Annotated in this window: 14 protein-coding genes and 1 other RNA gene; 8 read left to right on the top strand and 7 right to left on the bottom strand. The window is 64.7% G+C overall.

What is annotated here, in order from left to right; all coding sequences use genetic code 11:
- Window positions 1–102: 102 nt before the first annotated feature.
- Entirely contained in the window at window positions 103–582 is a 480-nt protein-coding gene (locus Q0603_RS05890; protein ID WP_298723433.1) for a PAS domain-containing protein, read from the top strand.
- A 74-nt stretch (window positions 583–656) separates the two neighbouring features.
- Here Q0603_RS05890 and Q0603_RS05885 read toward each other — a convergent pair whose 3' ends face one another.
- From Q0603_RS05885 to ssrA, 3 genes are all read right to left on the bottom strand, one after another.
- The gene (locus Q0603_RS05885; protein ID WP_298723428.1) at window positions 657–2267 is read right to left on the bottom strand and encodes a fumarate hydratase; all 1611 of its coding nucleotides are present in this window, start codon (window positions 2265–2267) and stop codon (window positions 657–659) included.
- A 55-nt stretch (window positions 2268–2322) separates the two neighbouring features.
- Window positions 2323–2832 (bottom strand): ClpXP protease specificity-enhancing factor SspB, encoded by a 510-nt coding sequence (locus Q0603_RS05880; RefSeq protein WP_298723425.1) that lies wholly within the window; start codon window positions 2830–2832, stop codon window positions 2323–2325.
- Between the two features lie 134 nt (window positions 2833–2966).
- Window positions 2967–3294: a transfer-messenger RNA gene (ssrA, locus tag Q0603_RS05875) on the bottom strand.
- A gap of 157 nt (window positions 3295–3451) precedes the next feature.
- Here ssrA and thyX point away from each other — a divergent pair.
- Window positions 3452–4390: an FAD-dependent thymidylate synthase gene (gene thyX, locus Q0603_RS05870; protein ID WP_298723422.1), complete on the top strand. Its 939-nt coding sequence runs from the start codon at window positions 3452–3454 to the stop codon at window positions 4388–4390.
- A 27-nt stretch (window positions 4391–4417) separates the two neighbouring features.
- Here thyX and Q0603_RS05865 read toward each other — a convergent pair whose 3' ends face one another.
- Window positions 4418–5626: a multidrug effflux MFS transporter gene (locus tag Q0603_RS05865; protein WP_298723419.1), complete on the bottom strand. Its 1209-nt coding sequence runs from the start codon at window positions 5624–5626 to the stop codon at window positions 4418–4420.
- 171 nt (window positions 5627–5797) lie between these two features.
- Between Q0603_RS05865 and Q0603_RS05860 the strand changes: the two genes are divergently transcribed.
- The 5 genes from Q0603_RS05860 to ftsY all read left to right on the top strand — a co-directional run bounded on the left by Q0603_RS05860 (window position 5798) and on the right by ftsY (window position 9999).
- Entirely contained in the window at window positions 5798–6295 is a 498-nt protein-coding gene (locus Q0603_RS05860; protein ID WP_298723416.1) for a response regulator, read from the top strand.
- Between the two features lie 7 nt (window positions 6296–6302).
- On the top strand, window positions 6303–6803 hold the full coding sequence (locus tag Q0603_RS05855; RefSeq protein ID WP_298723414.1) for an Hpt domain-containing protein: 501 nt from the start codon (window positions 6303–6305) through the stop codon (window positions 6801–6803).
- A 125-nt stretch (window positions 6804–6928) separates the two neighbouring features.
- Window positions 6929–7780 (top strand): diaminopimelate epimerase, encoded by an 852-nt coding sequence (gene dapF, locus Q0603_RS05850; protein ID WP_298723411.1) that lies wholly within the window; start codon window positions 6929–6931, stop codon window positions 7778–7780.
- A 6-nt stretch (window positions 7781–7786) separates the two neighbouring features.
- Window positions 7787–9037, top strand: coding sequence for a tRNA (N(6)-L-threonylcarbamoyladenosine(37)-C(2))-methylthiotransferase MtaB (gene mtaB, locus Q0603_RS05845; protein ID WP_298723408.1), 1251 nt, complete (start codon window positions 7787–7789; stop codon window positions 9035–9037).
- A complete protein-coding gene (gene ftsY, locus Q0603_RS05840) occupies window positions 9034–9999 on the top strand; it encodes a signal recognition particle-docking protein FtsY (protein WP_298723405.1) in 966 nt (321 codons plus the stop codon). Before mtaB ends, ftsY begins: the two co-directional genes overlap by 4 nt.
- Window positions 10000–10026: 27 nt before the next feature.
- Here ftsY and Q0603_RS05835 read toward each other — a convergent pair whose 3' ends face one another.
- Window positions 10027–10563, bottom strand: coding sequence for an NUDIX hydrolase (locus Q0603_RS05835; RefSeq protein WP_298723402.1), 537 nt, complete (start codon window positions 10561–10563; stop codon window positions 10027–10029).
- Between the two features lie 195 nt (window positions 10564–10758).
- On the opposite strand from Q0603_RS05835, the gene Q0603_RS05830 reads away from it, so the two are divergent.
- The gene (locus tag Q0603_RS05830; protein ID WP_298723399.1) at window positions 10759–11244 is read left to right on the top strand and encodes a MarR family transcriptional regulator; all 486 of its coding nucleotides are present in this window, start codon (window positions 10759–10761) and stop codon (window positions 11242–11244) included.
- Between the two features lie 145 nt (window positions 11245–11389).
- Here Q0603_RS05830 and Q0603_RS05825 read toward each other — a convergent pair whose 3' ends face one another.
- On the bottom strand, window positions 11390–12232 hold the full coding sequence (locus Q0603_RS05825) for an ABC transporter permease (RefSeq protein ID WP_298723396.1): 843 nt from the start codon (window positions 12230–12232) through the stop codon (window positions 11390–11392).
- Window positions 12233–12255: 23 nt separating this feature from the next.
- Window positions 12256–13029 (bottom strand): ABC transporter ATP-binding protein, encoded by a 774-nt coding sequence (locus tag Q0603_RS05820; RefSeq protein WP_298723393.1) that lies wholly within the window; start codon window positions 13027–13029, stop codon window positions 12256–12258.
- Between the last annotated feature and the right edge of the window lie 151 nt (window positions 13030–13180).

Below are 13180 nucleotides of genomic sequence, written 5' to 3'. Positions count from 1 at the left end.
TTCGCAGCGCCGCTGCGAAAGCCTTTGTTAATATCTGCGGCCCGATGCTGACCCGAAGTCCATGAGGGAAGAGCCGGTCTATTGAACAACGCCATTTCCCCCGTGATACAGATCGGGCCCGAACTCCAGCCGGAGACCTGGCACGAACGTCATCGCGCGTTGTTCGATTACTGGCGCAGCATCGCCCCCGAAGGCCGCCTGCCGGCACGGGCGCATTTCGATCCTGCGGCAGTGCCGAAGCTGCTGCCCTATCTCAGCCTCTATGACATCGAGCACACGCCGCGCCTGCGGCTGCGCTTCCGACTGGCCGGCACGGCGTTGCGGCAATGGACCGGCCTCGAACTCACCGGCCGCTACACGGATGAAATCTCCGATGTCTCGGCGCTGATGGAGCGCCTGGCGCCTGCGATTGCCGCCGGCGAAGGCCTGTGGCGGCGCTGGCCGCGCCTGGTGCAGGTGAGCGATTCCTACAGCTTCATGGAAGCCCTGCTCTTGCCGCTCGCCGATGACGGCCGCCATGTCGATATGCTGCTGGGGCTGTATCTCGCCTACGACGTGAACGGCCAGCCGCTGGACATGTGAGCGCTGCTGCGCTCCCAAAAAAGAAGCCCCGGGTCAAGCCCGGGGCCATGGATTAGAAGCCCATAGAAGAGCGTTCAGCTCAGATTGGCGAAGAAGTCGTTACCCTTGTCGTCGACGATGATGAAGGCGGGGAAGTCTTCAACCTCGATCTTCCACACCGCTTCCATGCCGAGCTCAGGATATTCGAGCTGCTCGACCTTCTTGATGTTGTTCTTGGCCAAAATGGCGGCCGGGCCGCCGATCGAGCCGAGATAGAAGCCGCCGTACTTCTTGCAGGCTTCGGTCACCTGCTTGGAGCGGTTGCCCTTGGCAAGGCTGATATAGCCGCCGCCATGTTCCATCAGCAGGTCAACGTAGGAATCCATGCGGCCCGCCGTGGTCGGACCGAAGGAACCCGACGGCATGCCATCTGGCGTCTTCGCCGGGCCGGCATAGTAGATCGGATGGTTCTTCACGTAATCCGGCAGACCCTGGCCCTTCTCGATGCGCTCAGCGAATTTCTGGTGCGCCAGGTCGCGGGCGACGATCAGCGTGCCGGTGAGCGACAGTCGCGTCTTGATCGGATACTGCGACAGCAGCTTGCGGATTTCGCTCATCGGCTGATTGAGGTCGACCTTCACGACCTCGGTCGAGAGCTTGTCCTCGTGATCGGGCAGATACTGCGCCGGATTGGTTTCAAGCTGCTCGAGGAAGATGCCCTCGCGGGTGATCTTGCCAAGCGCCTGACGGTCGGCCGAGCAGGACACTGCAATGCCGATCGGAATCGAAGCGCCATGGCGCGGCAGGCGGATCACGCGCACATCGTGGCAGAAATACTTGCCGCCGAACTGCGCGCCGATGCCGTTGACGCGGGTCAGCTCCAGAATCTTCTGCTCGAACTCGATGTCGCGGAAGGCATGGCCGCTGGGGCTGCCCTTGGTCGGCAGGCCATCAAGGTAACGCGCCGAGGCCAGCTTGGCGGTCTTCAGATTCAGTTCAGCCGACAGGCCGCCGATCACGATGGCGAGGTGATACGGCGGGCAGGCCGCGGTGCCCAGCGTCTTGATCTGCGCATCCAGGAACTTCAGCAGGTTCTCGCCGCGCAGCACGGCAGGCGTCTGCTGATACAGGAAGGTCTTGTTGGCCGAGCCGCCGCCCTTGGCCATGAACAGGAACTTGTACTCGTCGCCGTCGGTGGCATAGAGCTCGATCTGCGCCGGCAGGTTCGTGCCGGTATTCTTCTCCTCGAACATGGAGAGCGGCGCGAGCTGCGAATAGCGCAGGTTGGTCTCGGTATAGGTGCGATAGACGCCGCGGCTGATCGCCTCCTCGTCCTTGCCCGAGGTCCAGACATACTGGCCCTTCTTGCCGATCACGATGGCCGTGCCGGTATCCTGGCACGACGGCAGCACCATGCCCGCCGAGATATTGGCATTCTTGAGCAGCTCCAGTGCGACGAAGTGATCGTTAGGCGAGGCATCCTTGTCATCGAGGATGGCGCGAAGCTGCGCCAGATGGCCGGGGCGGAACAGATGCGCGATGTCGCGCATCGCGGCGAAGGTGAGATCGCTGAGTGCCTTGTCGGAAACCTGCAGCACTTCGCGGCCGCCGGCCTTGATCACCTCGACGCCATCGCTCGACAGCTTGCGGTACGGCGTCGTGTCCTTGGCAAGCGGAAACAGATCCTCGTACAGGAACTCGGGCATTGGTCACTCCAGCGGCTGGCGGATGATCGGATGGCCCGGACGGGCCAAAGGCATGTCAGGTCTTCTTCTTGCGGAAAGCGTCGAGCGCGACGACGTCGCCGGTCTTGCGCTCCGGCTCGCCATTCGTCGTCTCGGCGCTGCGGGCGGGCGCCGCGTCGCTGTCGGCGGTGGAGGCGGCCGCAGAGGCAGGCCGGGCGCTGCCCTCGGCGGGCGCGACGCGGAATTGCAGGCCGAATTGCACACTGGGATCGGCGAAAGCGGTGATCGCCGCATAGGGAATGACCAGCCGCTCCGGCACCTTGTTGAAGCTGAGCGTGACCTGGAACTGATCCTCCGACGGCTCCAGTCCCCAATACTGGTGCTGCAGCACGATGGTCATCTCTTCGGGATAACGCTCATGCAGATAGTCGGGCAGCTCGACGCCTGGATGATCGGTGCGGAAGGTGATGTAGAAATGATGATTGCCCGGCAGGCCGAATTCTGCGACGCGCTTCAGCGCCTCGCGTACCGCGCCGCGCAGCGCCGTTTCCACCAACTGGTTGTAGTCGAGCAATTTGCCGGCCATGACTAATCTTCTCGGGGCTTACTCGGGGCATTTTACCCTTCCGCCCCAAGCGGTTCAATTCCAAGCAGGATTATCTCTTGGTGGAATGCAGCTCTCAGCCGGCGGTATTTCGCCGCGGCGGAGAAGAGATTTGCAGTGGGGGGCTTCTGTTGCCCGGCGCCCCCCGAGCCGCGCTTACCGATTAGGCAGCGAGTGCAACGCTATTGTCGTTGGCACTTTTAGAGTGACCCGATAACGGCGGTATCATGCCGGGCGAAAACTGCGTCTTTACTGCGCATGTCGAGCCTGATTCGCCCCCAGCATCAACCCAGCGGCTGCCGAAACGGCCAATGGGCTGGATTCATGGTGGAGGCGCCGGGTACTGCCCCCGGGTCCATTACGCCTATTCTACACAGCGTTTATCGCCATAGTCGGTTGCCCGACGCCGTTAATGTAGGGGGGAGCGGCCGGGTTTTAAAGCCCCGGCTGAGCCTTCGCCGGCAAAGGCCCCGCTTTTGCCGCCGCAGGCCCCCTGGAGCCGCCTGAGGCCCTTTCTGGGACTCGGGTGGCCGGTCTATAACGGCCTGCCTTTTTTCGCCCGGCGCCGAGTCGCCGGGTTCGTTGCCGGAGAAATGCCGCCATGACCATGACGCCGGAGCAGGCCGCCGAAATCGCCGCCCTGCGCAGCCAGACCCAGACCACCCGCCGTGCCACCGTCCCGGCGCTGGAAGAGGTGCTGTACGAAGCCATCCCGGTGCTGGATCACGGTTTCATCCGCGTCATCGACTATATGGGCGACGACTCCGCCGTGGTGCAGGCCGCTCGGGTCTCCTATGGCCGCGGCACCAAGAAGGTCAGCGAGGATCGCGGGCTGATCAACTACCTGATGCGGCACCGGCACACCACGCCGTTTGAGATGTGCGAGATCAAGTATCACGTAAAACTGCCGATTTTTGTCGCCCGGCAGTGGATCCGCCATCGCACCGCCAATGTGAACGAATATTCCGCCCGCTATTCGATCCTGGACAACGAATTCTACATCCCCGCCCCCGACCAGCTGGCGGCGCAGTCGACCAGCAACCGCCAGGGCCGCGGCGACCTGCTGACCGGCGCCGAGGCGGCCCGGGTGCTGGAACTGCTCAAGCGCGATGCGATGCAGTCCTATGCCTCCTACGAGGAGATGCTGAACGAAAACCCGGACGGCACGAAGAAGGACGAAAGCCGCCAGGGCCTGGCGCGCGAGCTGGCGCGCATGAACCTGACGCTGAACTTCTATACCCAGTGGTACTGGAAGACCGATCTGCTGAACCTGCTGCATTTCCTCAGCCTGCGTGCCGACAGCCACGCGCAGTACGAGATCCGCGTCTATGCCGAGGCGATGCTGGAGACGGTCAAGCGCTGGGTGCCCATGTGCTATGATGCCTTCATGGAATACCGCGTCGGCGGCGCCAGCCTTTCCGCCACTGCGATCAAGGTGGTCCGCCGCATGCTGGCGGGCGAAGCCGTCGATCAGGCCAATTCGGGCTTAAGCGCACGCGAATGGCGCGAATTGATGGCCGTGCTGAAGCCGCAAGGCTGAGCCGCGGTCTTCTAGCCCGCGCCGGCTTCAGTTCCGGTCAGCCATCACCTTGGCGACGGCCGGGCGGTTCAGCCACCAGACCACCGCCCCCAGTAGCGCGGTGCTGCCAAAAGACAGGCCCAGCGACAGCGGATCGCCGGCGGGAAACAGCGAGCTGACCGCCGAGCCGAATACGCCGCCAGCCGTTTGCAGAAATCCCGCCAGGGCTGCGCCGGCGCCGATGGTAGCCGGATTGATGCCCACAGCAGCGGTCACCGAATTCGGCAGGGTCATGCCCATACCGGCCGCCCATAGCATGCGGCAAACGATGATGGCGGTTACGCTTGGCGCGATGAATTCAACGTAAAGGGCCATCCCGATGGCTGCGACGAACATGCAGAGCACGCCGCCATCGATCATCCGCATGAGGCCGAGCCGTCCGCCGAGCCAGGAGGACAGCAGCGCGCCGAGGAAGAAGCCGGCCGAGCCCAAGGCGGTCAGCACGCCATACAGCACGGGACTGAGTTCCAGCGTGCCGATCAGCACCGCCGGCGCGCTGGAACTGAACCCGTGCAGACCGGCGAAGACCGCGAGGTTCAGCAGCCCGAGCGTCATGAAGGTGCGGCTGCTGAGCAGGAAGGCATAAGCTTTGACGATGCCATGCAGCAAAGGCCCGGCATCCGGCAGCGGCTTGTGGGTTTCCATCAGCCGGTAGGTCAGCAGCACCAGCACCGCGGCGGTGATGCCGCCGCTGATCCAGAAATTCCAGCGCCAGGTCAGGTAATGCTCGATCAGGCCGCCCAGCAGCGGCGCCACGATGGGCGCGATGGCGATGGCAGCGCTGATCACCGAGGTGGCGCGGGCCGCCTGCAGGCGGTCATAGACATCGTTGATGATGGCGCGGCCCACCGCCATGGCGCTGGCGGCACCCAGGCCCTGCACCGCACGGGACCAAAGCAGCGCCGATGGCGTCTCGGCCAGTGCGCAGGCGATCGAACCCACAACCATGATCACCAGCCCGCCCAGCAGCAGCGGCCGCCTTCCGTAGCGGTCGCTCAACGGGCCATAGATCAGTTGCCCTCCCGCGAAGGTGAGGAAATAGACAGTCAGCGTCAGTGGCAGAATCTCGGCCGCCACCCCCATTTCCGTTCCGATGGTGGGCAGCGAGGGCAGATACATCGTCGCGGCCAGGACGCCATTGGCAAACAGAATGGTAAGGAGCGACACCAGGCCGGCAGGCGGAGAGGGATTTGTCATCGGTTCGGGGCAGACTTCAACTTTAGGTATAATAGACCCCCCGGCCGCGCCTGTGCCAGAGCCAGGGATCGGTTGGCGAAGCCCCACCCGCAGTATATACGTGATCGCAAAATATTATCCGCGATTCGAGTCGGGTGGGGTGGGGCCCATTCTGAGGGGGATGCCGACGCAATGTCGGAGAAAATCGATTTCAGCCAGGTTCGCTTCCTTGTAGTGGATGGGAGCCGCCTGATGTGCCAGATCGTGAAGGACATCCTCATGATGCTGGGCGCCACTCAGGTTGTCACCGCCCGCGACAGCGAGAAGGCGATCCAGAACCTGCGCGCCGGCGGGATCGACATCCTGATCACCGAATGGAATCTCAAGCCGCGCACGGGCCTGGAATTGCTCGACTGGCTGCGCACCGACGCGCTCTCGCCCGACCGCATGATGCCGGTGATCATGCTGACGGCGAATTCCGAAATGGATTACGTGGTGGAGTCCCGCGACAAGGGCGTCACCGAATTCCTCGCCAAGCCCTTCACCGCCGATGGCATGTACCGGCGGCTGGTATCGGTGATCGCGCGGCCGCGCGATTTCGTCAGCGTGCCAAGCTATTTCGGGCCTGACCGCCGCCGCCAGCAATTGCCCTTCGAAGGCCCCGACCGGCGTCAGCAAAAGCTGGACTAGTCCCGTGATGCGGCGAACCATCATCCCCAACCGTGGCGACCTCAAGCGCAAGGCGGTGAACTACCGGACCGGCCTCGACATCAAGCTGGACGACGAGATGCGCCAGAAGATGGAGGCCGTGATCCAGAATTCGGCCGGCCAGTTCCTGGACGAGACGGTCGAAATCCTTAAAACCCTGCGCGAGGCGCTGGGCCGGGCCGCCAGCGATCCTTCCTCGCGCCCGGAAGTGCTGGAGCAGATCCGCGAGGAAGCCTTCCAGATCAAGGGGATGGGCGGCGTTTTCGGCTATCCGCTGCTGACCGAATTCGCCAAGTCGCTGCATGATTTCCTCAAAGAGCTGAACGATCTCGACGAATTGCAGCAGGAGATCGTCAGCATCCATATCGACACGCTCTATGTGGTGGTCACGCACAAGATCACCGGCTCCGGCGGCCCGCTGGAGGCGCAACTGCGCGCCTCGCTGAAAGCCGCCGTCGACAAGGCCAAACCCGCCGCCAAGGCGGGGTAAGCCGGCACCGGGAATACTGGCTCCCGCTCCCCCTGGAGCGGCGGTTCAGCTCTCCGCCCCTGCCATTTTCCGCCCTGGTCTGCGCCCGGGTGGACACCCCCTCGCCCGCGCCCTATAACCCCCGCATGCGTCCCGACCGTCCGATCCCCTTCATCAAGATGCACGGCCTCGGCAACGACTTCGTCGTGCTCGATGCCCGTCGCCTGCCCGTGCGGCTGGATACCGCCGCGGTGCGTCTCTTGGGCGATCGGCGCCTTGGGATCGGCTTCGACCAGATGATCACCATCGAAGGCTCGGACAAGGCCGATGCCTTCATGCGCATCCACAATGCCGATGGCAGCGAAGTGGAATCCTGCGGCAATGCCACACGCTGCATTGCCTCCCTGCTGATGCAGGAAACCGGCCGCGACGCCGTGACCATCGACACGCTGGGCGGCTGGCTGGAAGCCAAGTCTGGCGCGAAGGGCCAGGTCAGCGTCAATATGGGCGAGCCGCGGCTCAGCTGGCAGGACATTCCGCTGTCACGCGCCATGGATACCGAGACGCTGGATTACTCTTTCGCCGGTTACGACAAGCCCGGCGCGGTGAATGTCGGCAATCCGCATGTCGTCTTCTTCGTCGCCGATGCCGAAGCCGTGCCGCTGGCCGAGATCGGCCCGAAGATCGAGCATGACCCGCTATTCCCACAGCGCATCAACGCCGAATTTGCGCAAGTGCTGGATCGCGGCCGTATCCGCATGCGCGTCTGGGAGCGCGGCGCGGGCATCACCCGGGCCTGCGGTACCGGCGCCTGCGCCACTTTGGTTGCGGCTGCCCGCCGCGGCCTGACCGAGCGCAAGGCCGAAGTCATCCTTGACGGCGGTCCGCTGACCATCGAATGGGCGGCCGACAACCATATCTACATGACCGGTCCGGCCACCGAGGCCTTCCGCGGCGAGATTCCGCCGAGCTTCTGGACCACGCTCGAGCCGGCCTGAGCAGCGATGCCGGGCAAGGCCAGCGTTCTCAATTTCGGCTGCCGTCTCAACGCCTACGAAGGCGAGGCCATCCGTGCGCATCTCAGCGCCAGCGGCCAGGACGATGTCGTCGTCGTCAACACCTGCGCGGTGACGGCCGAGGCTGAAAAGCAGGCCCGCCAGGCGATCCGCCGCCTGCGCCGCGAAAGGCCCAATGCCAAGATCGTCGTCACCGGCTGCGCCGCCCAGGTGAATGCCGCGGCCTTCGCGGCGATGGAGGAAGTCGATCACGTCATCGGCAACCGCGAGAAACTCGACCAGGCAACCTGGCAGACACTCGAAGCGGCGCCGCGCATCGCCGTCGGCGACATCCAGCGCGACACGCCGGCCGCCCTGCCCGCGGTCAGTCACTTCCCCGGCCGGCCGCGTGCCTATCTCGAAATCCAGCAGGGCTGCGATCACCGCTGCACCTTCTGCATCATTCCTTACGGCCGCGGTCCCAGCCGCTCGCTGCCTCTGGGCGATGTGGTGGCGCAGGCGCGCGCGCTGGCAGCCCAAGGCTATCGTGAATTCGTGCTGACTGGCGTCGACATCACCTCCTACGGCCACGACCTGCCAGGCAGGCCGAGCCTCGGCCAGGCGGTGCGCCGCCTGCTCGCACTGGTGCCCGGGATCGAGCGGCTGCGCTTCTCGTCCCTCGATCCGGCGGAGATCGACGAAGAGCTTTTCCGGCTTTATGCCGAAGAGCCGCGCGTCATGCCGCATGCGCATCTCAGCCTGCAGGCGGGCGACGATCTGATCCTGAAGCGCATGAAGCGCCGCCATAGCCGCGAGCAGGCGCTGTCGGTCATGCGCCGCTTGCAGGATCTGCGGCCTGGCATCGCCCTGGGCGCCGACTTGATTGCGGGCTTTCCCACCGAAAGCGATGCCGCGTTTGAGAACAGTGCCAGTCTGATCGACGAGGCAGGGCTTGCCTTCCTGCATGTCTTCCCCTTCTCGCCGCGTCCCGGCACGCCGGCGGCACGCATGCCGCAGCTGCCGGTCGAATTGCGCAGGCAACGCGCCGCGATCCTGCGCGCGCGGGCGGCTGCGGCACTGGATCGTTTCCTGACTGCCCGCATCGGCGTCGAGGCCAGCATTCTGGTAGAACAGGAAGGCGTGGGCCGCGATGAGACTTACGCGCCGGTCGCCCTGCCGCCGGTGCATGCGAAAGGCGCGATCATCACGGCGCGGATTGCGGCGGCACGCGATGGCAAGCTCTGGCTGGAGGCTGCATGAGCGAGACGAACGAGAACGGCAAGCCCGAGAACGGCAAGAAGCTTGGCTGGTTCAGCCGGCTGAAAGCAGGTCTGTCGCGCACGGCTGGCCAGCTCGGCGGCAACATCACGGCGCTGTTCACCAAGCGCAAGCTGGATCAGGAGGCGCTGGACGAGCTGGAAGAGACGCTGATCCAGGCCGATCTTGGCGTCGCGACCGCGGCGAAGATCGTCAAGGCGATTGCGAAAGACCGCTTCGACAAGGATGTCTCGGCGGAAGAGATCAAGGCCGCGCTGGCGGATTCGGTTGCCGAACTGCTCAAGCCGGTGGAGCAGCCGCTGCGGCTTGAGGATGGCAAGCCGCAGGTCATTCTTGTTGTCGGCGTCAACGGCGTCGGCAAGACCACCACGATCGGCAAGATCGCGACGCATCTGCGCGAGCAGGGCCGCAGCGTGATGATGGCGGCCGGCGATACCTTCCGCGCCGCCGCCATCGAGCAGCTGAAGATCTGGGGCGAGCGCGCGCAGGTGCCGGTGGTCGCGCGCGAGACCGGCGCCGATGCGGCGGGTCTTGCTTTCGACGCGCTGACCGAAGCGCGCAACAAGAATATCGACGTGCTGCTGATCGACACCGCCGGGCGGCTGCAGAACAAGGCCGACCTGATGGGCGAGTTGGCCAAGATCGTGCGCGTGCTGAAAAAACAGATGCCGGAAGCGCCGCATCACGTGCTGCTGGTGCTGGACGCGACAACCGGCCAGAACGCGCTGAACCAGGTGGCGACATTCAAGGAAATCTGCGCCGTCAGCGGCCTCGTGATCACCAAGCTCGACGGCACGGCGCGCGGCGGCGTGCTGGTGGCGATTGCCGACAAGTTCGGCCTGCCGGTTCATTTCATCGGCGTCGGGGAACAGGCTGCCGATCTGCAGCCTTTCACGGCAAAGGCGTTTTCGCGCGCGCTGGCGGGCCTGGAGCAGGTCGCCTGACCCTGCCCGCTTCCGTTCAGCAATGGCTCAGTAATTGCCGAATTCGCCGGGCGGATTGGTGAAAGCCGCGAAGCCGCTTTTGCCTTCCACCGCGCGATGATGATTCAGCGCCCAATGCACCGATGGGAAGGCCAGGTCGTCCCACGGAATCTCATTCCAGTCATGCAGCCGCACTTCCAGCGATTCCGGCCCGGGCGCGATCTCGGGCTTAGCGAGCGTCGCGCGGTAGATCAGCTGCACCTGGCTGATGCGAGGAATGTTGTAGACCGCCAGCAGCTGATCGATGGCAATCTCGGCGCAGGCCTCTTCCTGCGCTTCCCGCATGGCGCCGGCCTCGCTGGTCTCGCGCTCTTCCATGTAGCCGGCGGGAATCGTCCAGAAGCCACGGCGCGGCTCGATGGCGCGGCGGCAAAGCAGGATCTTGCCGTCATGCGATACCACCGCGCCGACCACGATCTTGGGATTGACGTAATGGATCCAGCCGCAATCGCCGCAGACCAGCCTTTCCCGGCTGTCGCCCTCCGGAATCTTCTTCGCGAAGGGGAAGTTCGTCGGATTCTGCATAATCCCTCAGTCATTCAGTCACTTTTTTGCGATAAATTGTGATCCAAGACGCGATTTCGGCAAAGCATCACAACGCGCCCCCTAGACGACACGCCCTCAAATGGCGTTTTATCAGTGAACTGAGAAGCGGCAAGAATAAGCTGCTCCCAGGGAGTGCGCATAAAAACATAATCTGAAGCGATATCGGGAGGTTCCATGTCGGGGGACACAACCACCCAGCGTACGGCCACGGATGTCTTGGCCGAATTCGACTTGCATTCCGCACCGGGCCACCTGCTGCGCCGCTGTCAGCAACTCGCCGTCGATCTCTATACGATGGAGGTCGGCGCCGATGGCCTGACGCCGCGCCAGTTTGCCTTGCTGCTGGCGATTCACCAGCGCGCCGGCATCAGCCAGGTCGATCTGGTCCGCGAGACCGGCATCGACCGTTCGACCGTCGCCGAGATGGTGGCCCGGCTGATCAAGCGCGGCCTGCTGGTGCGCCAGCGCACTGAGGCCGACCGGCGCACCAACGCCCTGGCCCTGACGCCGGAAGGCGAACGCCAGCTGCTGGCGGCGGTGCCCGGCGTGATGCGGGCGCAGGACCGCATCATGCAGCCGATTCCGCCAGCCAAGCGGGCGGAATTCATCGCGCTGCTGCAGCAGATCATCGAGGCGCTGGAGCCGCGCCAGCAGGCCTGAGCGTCTAGTCTCGGGCGTCTAGCCACGGTCGCAGCGTTGCCGATTGCAGCGCTGCAGGTTGCCGGGAAACCGCGCCTGCAGGGCTGCGATCTCGATCTGCGGCATCTTACCCGCGCCGGTCGGATCGGGCGCGCGGCAAATCTTATCAGCGCCAGCGCAGCAGGATCTGCTCGGCCAGGCTGAGCAGCCAGGAAATCGTCAGGCCCAGCAGCGACAGCAGCACCACGCCGGCGATCAGCTGGTCGATCTGCATCAGGTTGCCGGCCGCCAGCACGAAGGCGCCGATGCCGACCTGCGCGCCGATCATCTCGGCCGCCACCACCAGCATCAGCGCAATCGACGAGGTGATGCGGAAGCCCGCCAGAATGCCCGGCATCGCACCCGGAAGGATCACCTTGGCGACGATGGCGGGCGTCGATAGGCCAAAGCTCTGCGCCATGCGGATCAGGTTGCGCGGCACGTTGTCGACCGCCGAGAAGGCCGCGACCACGGTGGGAAAGAAAACGCCAAGCCCGATGGTGGCGATCTTGGACGGCTCGCCGATGCCGAACCACAGGATGAACAGCGGCAGCAGCGCGATCTTCGGGATCGGGAACAAAGCCGACACCACCGGCAGGCCGATGGAGCGCACGATCACGAAGATGCCCATCAGGAAGCCGACCATCACGCCCGCGAGGCTGCCGAGAATCCAGCCCGACAGGATCCGCTGCAAGGAAGCGCCGACATGCGCCAGCAGCTTGCCGTCGAGCAGCAAGCTATGCAGCGCGCGCACCACCTCGCTTGGCGCGGGCATGAACAGCGCCGGCAGCCAGCCAAGCTGCGAGGCTGTCTCCCAGGCGGCGATGATGAGCGCGAAGGCAAGCCACGGTGCCCAGCGCCGCGTGTCGTTGACGAAACCGGCCCCGCGGAAGGCAACGGCTGTCTGCGGGCCGGTCTGCTGCGCAGTCTGTTGGGCGGCCTGCTGGGCGAACAGCGGTGCCTCAGACATGCCGCACCTCATCCATGCTCGCCTTACGCATTCTGCACTTCGCGGTCTGCCACCTGCGCCTCCGCCTTGATCAGCGCCCAAAGCTCGTCATGCAGGCGCTTGAGCGTCGCTGCATGCTGCGGCTGCTGCCGCTCGGCCACCGGCACGTCGATGGTGACGATCTGCTTGATGCGGCCGGGCCGGCGCGACAGCACCACCACCTTGTCAGCCAGCCGCACCGCCTCGTTCAGGTTATGCGTCACATAGAGCGTCGTCGTGCGCTCGCGGCTCCAGATGGAGATCAGGTCTTCCATCAGCAACTCGCGCGTCTGCGCATCCAGCGCCGAAAGCGGCTCGTCCATCAGCAGCACGGCGGGCCGCACCGCGATGGCGCGCGCAATGCCGACGCGCTGGCGCATGCCGCCTGACAATTGCTTGGGCAGTGCATCGGCGAAATCCGACAGGCCGCAGAGCTTAAGCACATCGGCAATGCGCGCCTCGCGCTCGGCCTTGCCCAGATTGTGATGCTCCAGCGCCAACGCGACATTGCCGGCGACGCTGCGCCAGGGCAGCAGCGCGAAATCCTGAAAGACGAAGGTAAGCGGATTGAGACAGCCCGGTGGCGGCGTGCCGATGGTGCTGATGCGGCCCGTCTGCTGCTGCAGCAGGCCGCCGACAAGATTGAGCAGGGTGGACTTGCCGCAGCCCGACGGTCCGATCAGTGCCGCCGTCTCGCCCTGCGGCAGGGTGAAGCTGATGCCGTCCAGCACCGGCAGATCGCCATATCGGTAGCCGACACCCTCCAGCACCACCTGCATTCAGTTTACTCCCGCGACAGAACTCAGCGTCATTCCAGCACCCTCATCCCCCACCGCTTCGCAGCAGGCCCCTCCCTCTCCCGTCGGCGGAGAGGGAGGAGCCCATCGCGTCAGCGATGGGAGAAGGGTAAGGTGTCAGAACGGCATATCC

This window comes from uncultured Ferrovibrio sp., assembly GCF_937960835.1.
GTDB lineage: Bacteria > Pseudomonadota > Alphaproteobacteria > Ferrovibrionales > Ferrovibrionaceae > Ferrovibrio.
The sequence above is the reverse complement of the archived record's forward strand: the minus strand, read 5'-3'. Positions and strand labels throughout refer to the sequence as shown.

Coding starts and splice junctions, on each gene's coding strand:
- Q0603_RS05885 (WP_298723428.1), bottom strand. CDS start 2,267: ATGCCCGAGTTCCTGTACGAGGATCTGTTTCCGCTTGCCAAGGACACG.
- Q0603_RS05830 (WP_298723399.1), top strand. CDS start 10,759: ATGTCGGGGGACACAACCACCCAGCGTACGGCCACGGATGTCTTGGCC.
- Q0603_RS05835 (WP_298723402.1), bottom strand. CDS start 10,563: ATGCAGAATCCGACGAACTTCCCCTTCGCGAAGAAGATTCCGGAGGGC.
- Q0603_RS05825 (WP_298723396.1), bottom strand. CDS start 12,232: ATGTCTGAGGCACCGCTGTTCGCCCAGCAGGCCGCCCAACAGACTGCG.
- Q0603_RS05855 (WP_298723414.1), top strand. CDS start 6,303: ATGCGGCGAACCATCATCCCCAACCGTGGCGACCTCAAGCGCAAGGCG.
- Q0603_RS05820 (WP_298723393.1), bottom strand. CDS start 13,029: ATGCAGGTGGTGCTGGAGGGTGTCGGCTACCGATATGGCGATCTGCCG.
- thyX (WP_298723422.1), top strand. CDS start 3,452: ATGACCATGACGCCGGAGCAGGCCGCCGAAATCGCCGCCCTGCGCAGC.
- Q0603_RS05860 (WP_298723416.1), top strand. CDS start 5,798: ATGTCGGAGAAAATCGATTTCAGCCAGGTTCGCTTCCTTGTAGTGGAT.
- mtaB (WP_298723408.1), top strand. CDS start 7,787: ATGCCGGGCAAGGCCAGCGTTCTCAATTTCGGCTGCCGTCTCAACGCC.
- dapF (WP_298723411.1), top strand. CDS start 6,929: ATGCGTCCCGACCGTCCGATCCCCTTCATCAAGATGCACGGCCTCGGC.
- Q0603_RS05880 (WP_298723425.1), bottom strand. CDS start 2,832: ATGGCCGGCAAATTGCTCGACTACAACCAGTTGGTGGAAACGGCGCTG.
- ftsY (WP_298723405.1), top strand. CDS start 9,034: ATGAGCGAGACGAACGAGAACGGCAAGCCCGAGAACGGCAAGAAGCTT.
- Q0603_RS05865 (WP_298723419.1), bottom strand. CDS start 5,626: ATGACAAATCCCTCTCCGCCTGCCGGCCTGGTGTCGCTCCTTACCATT.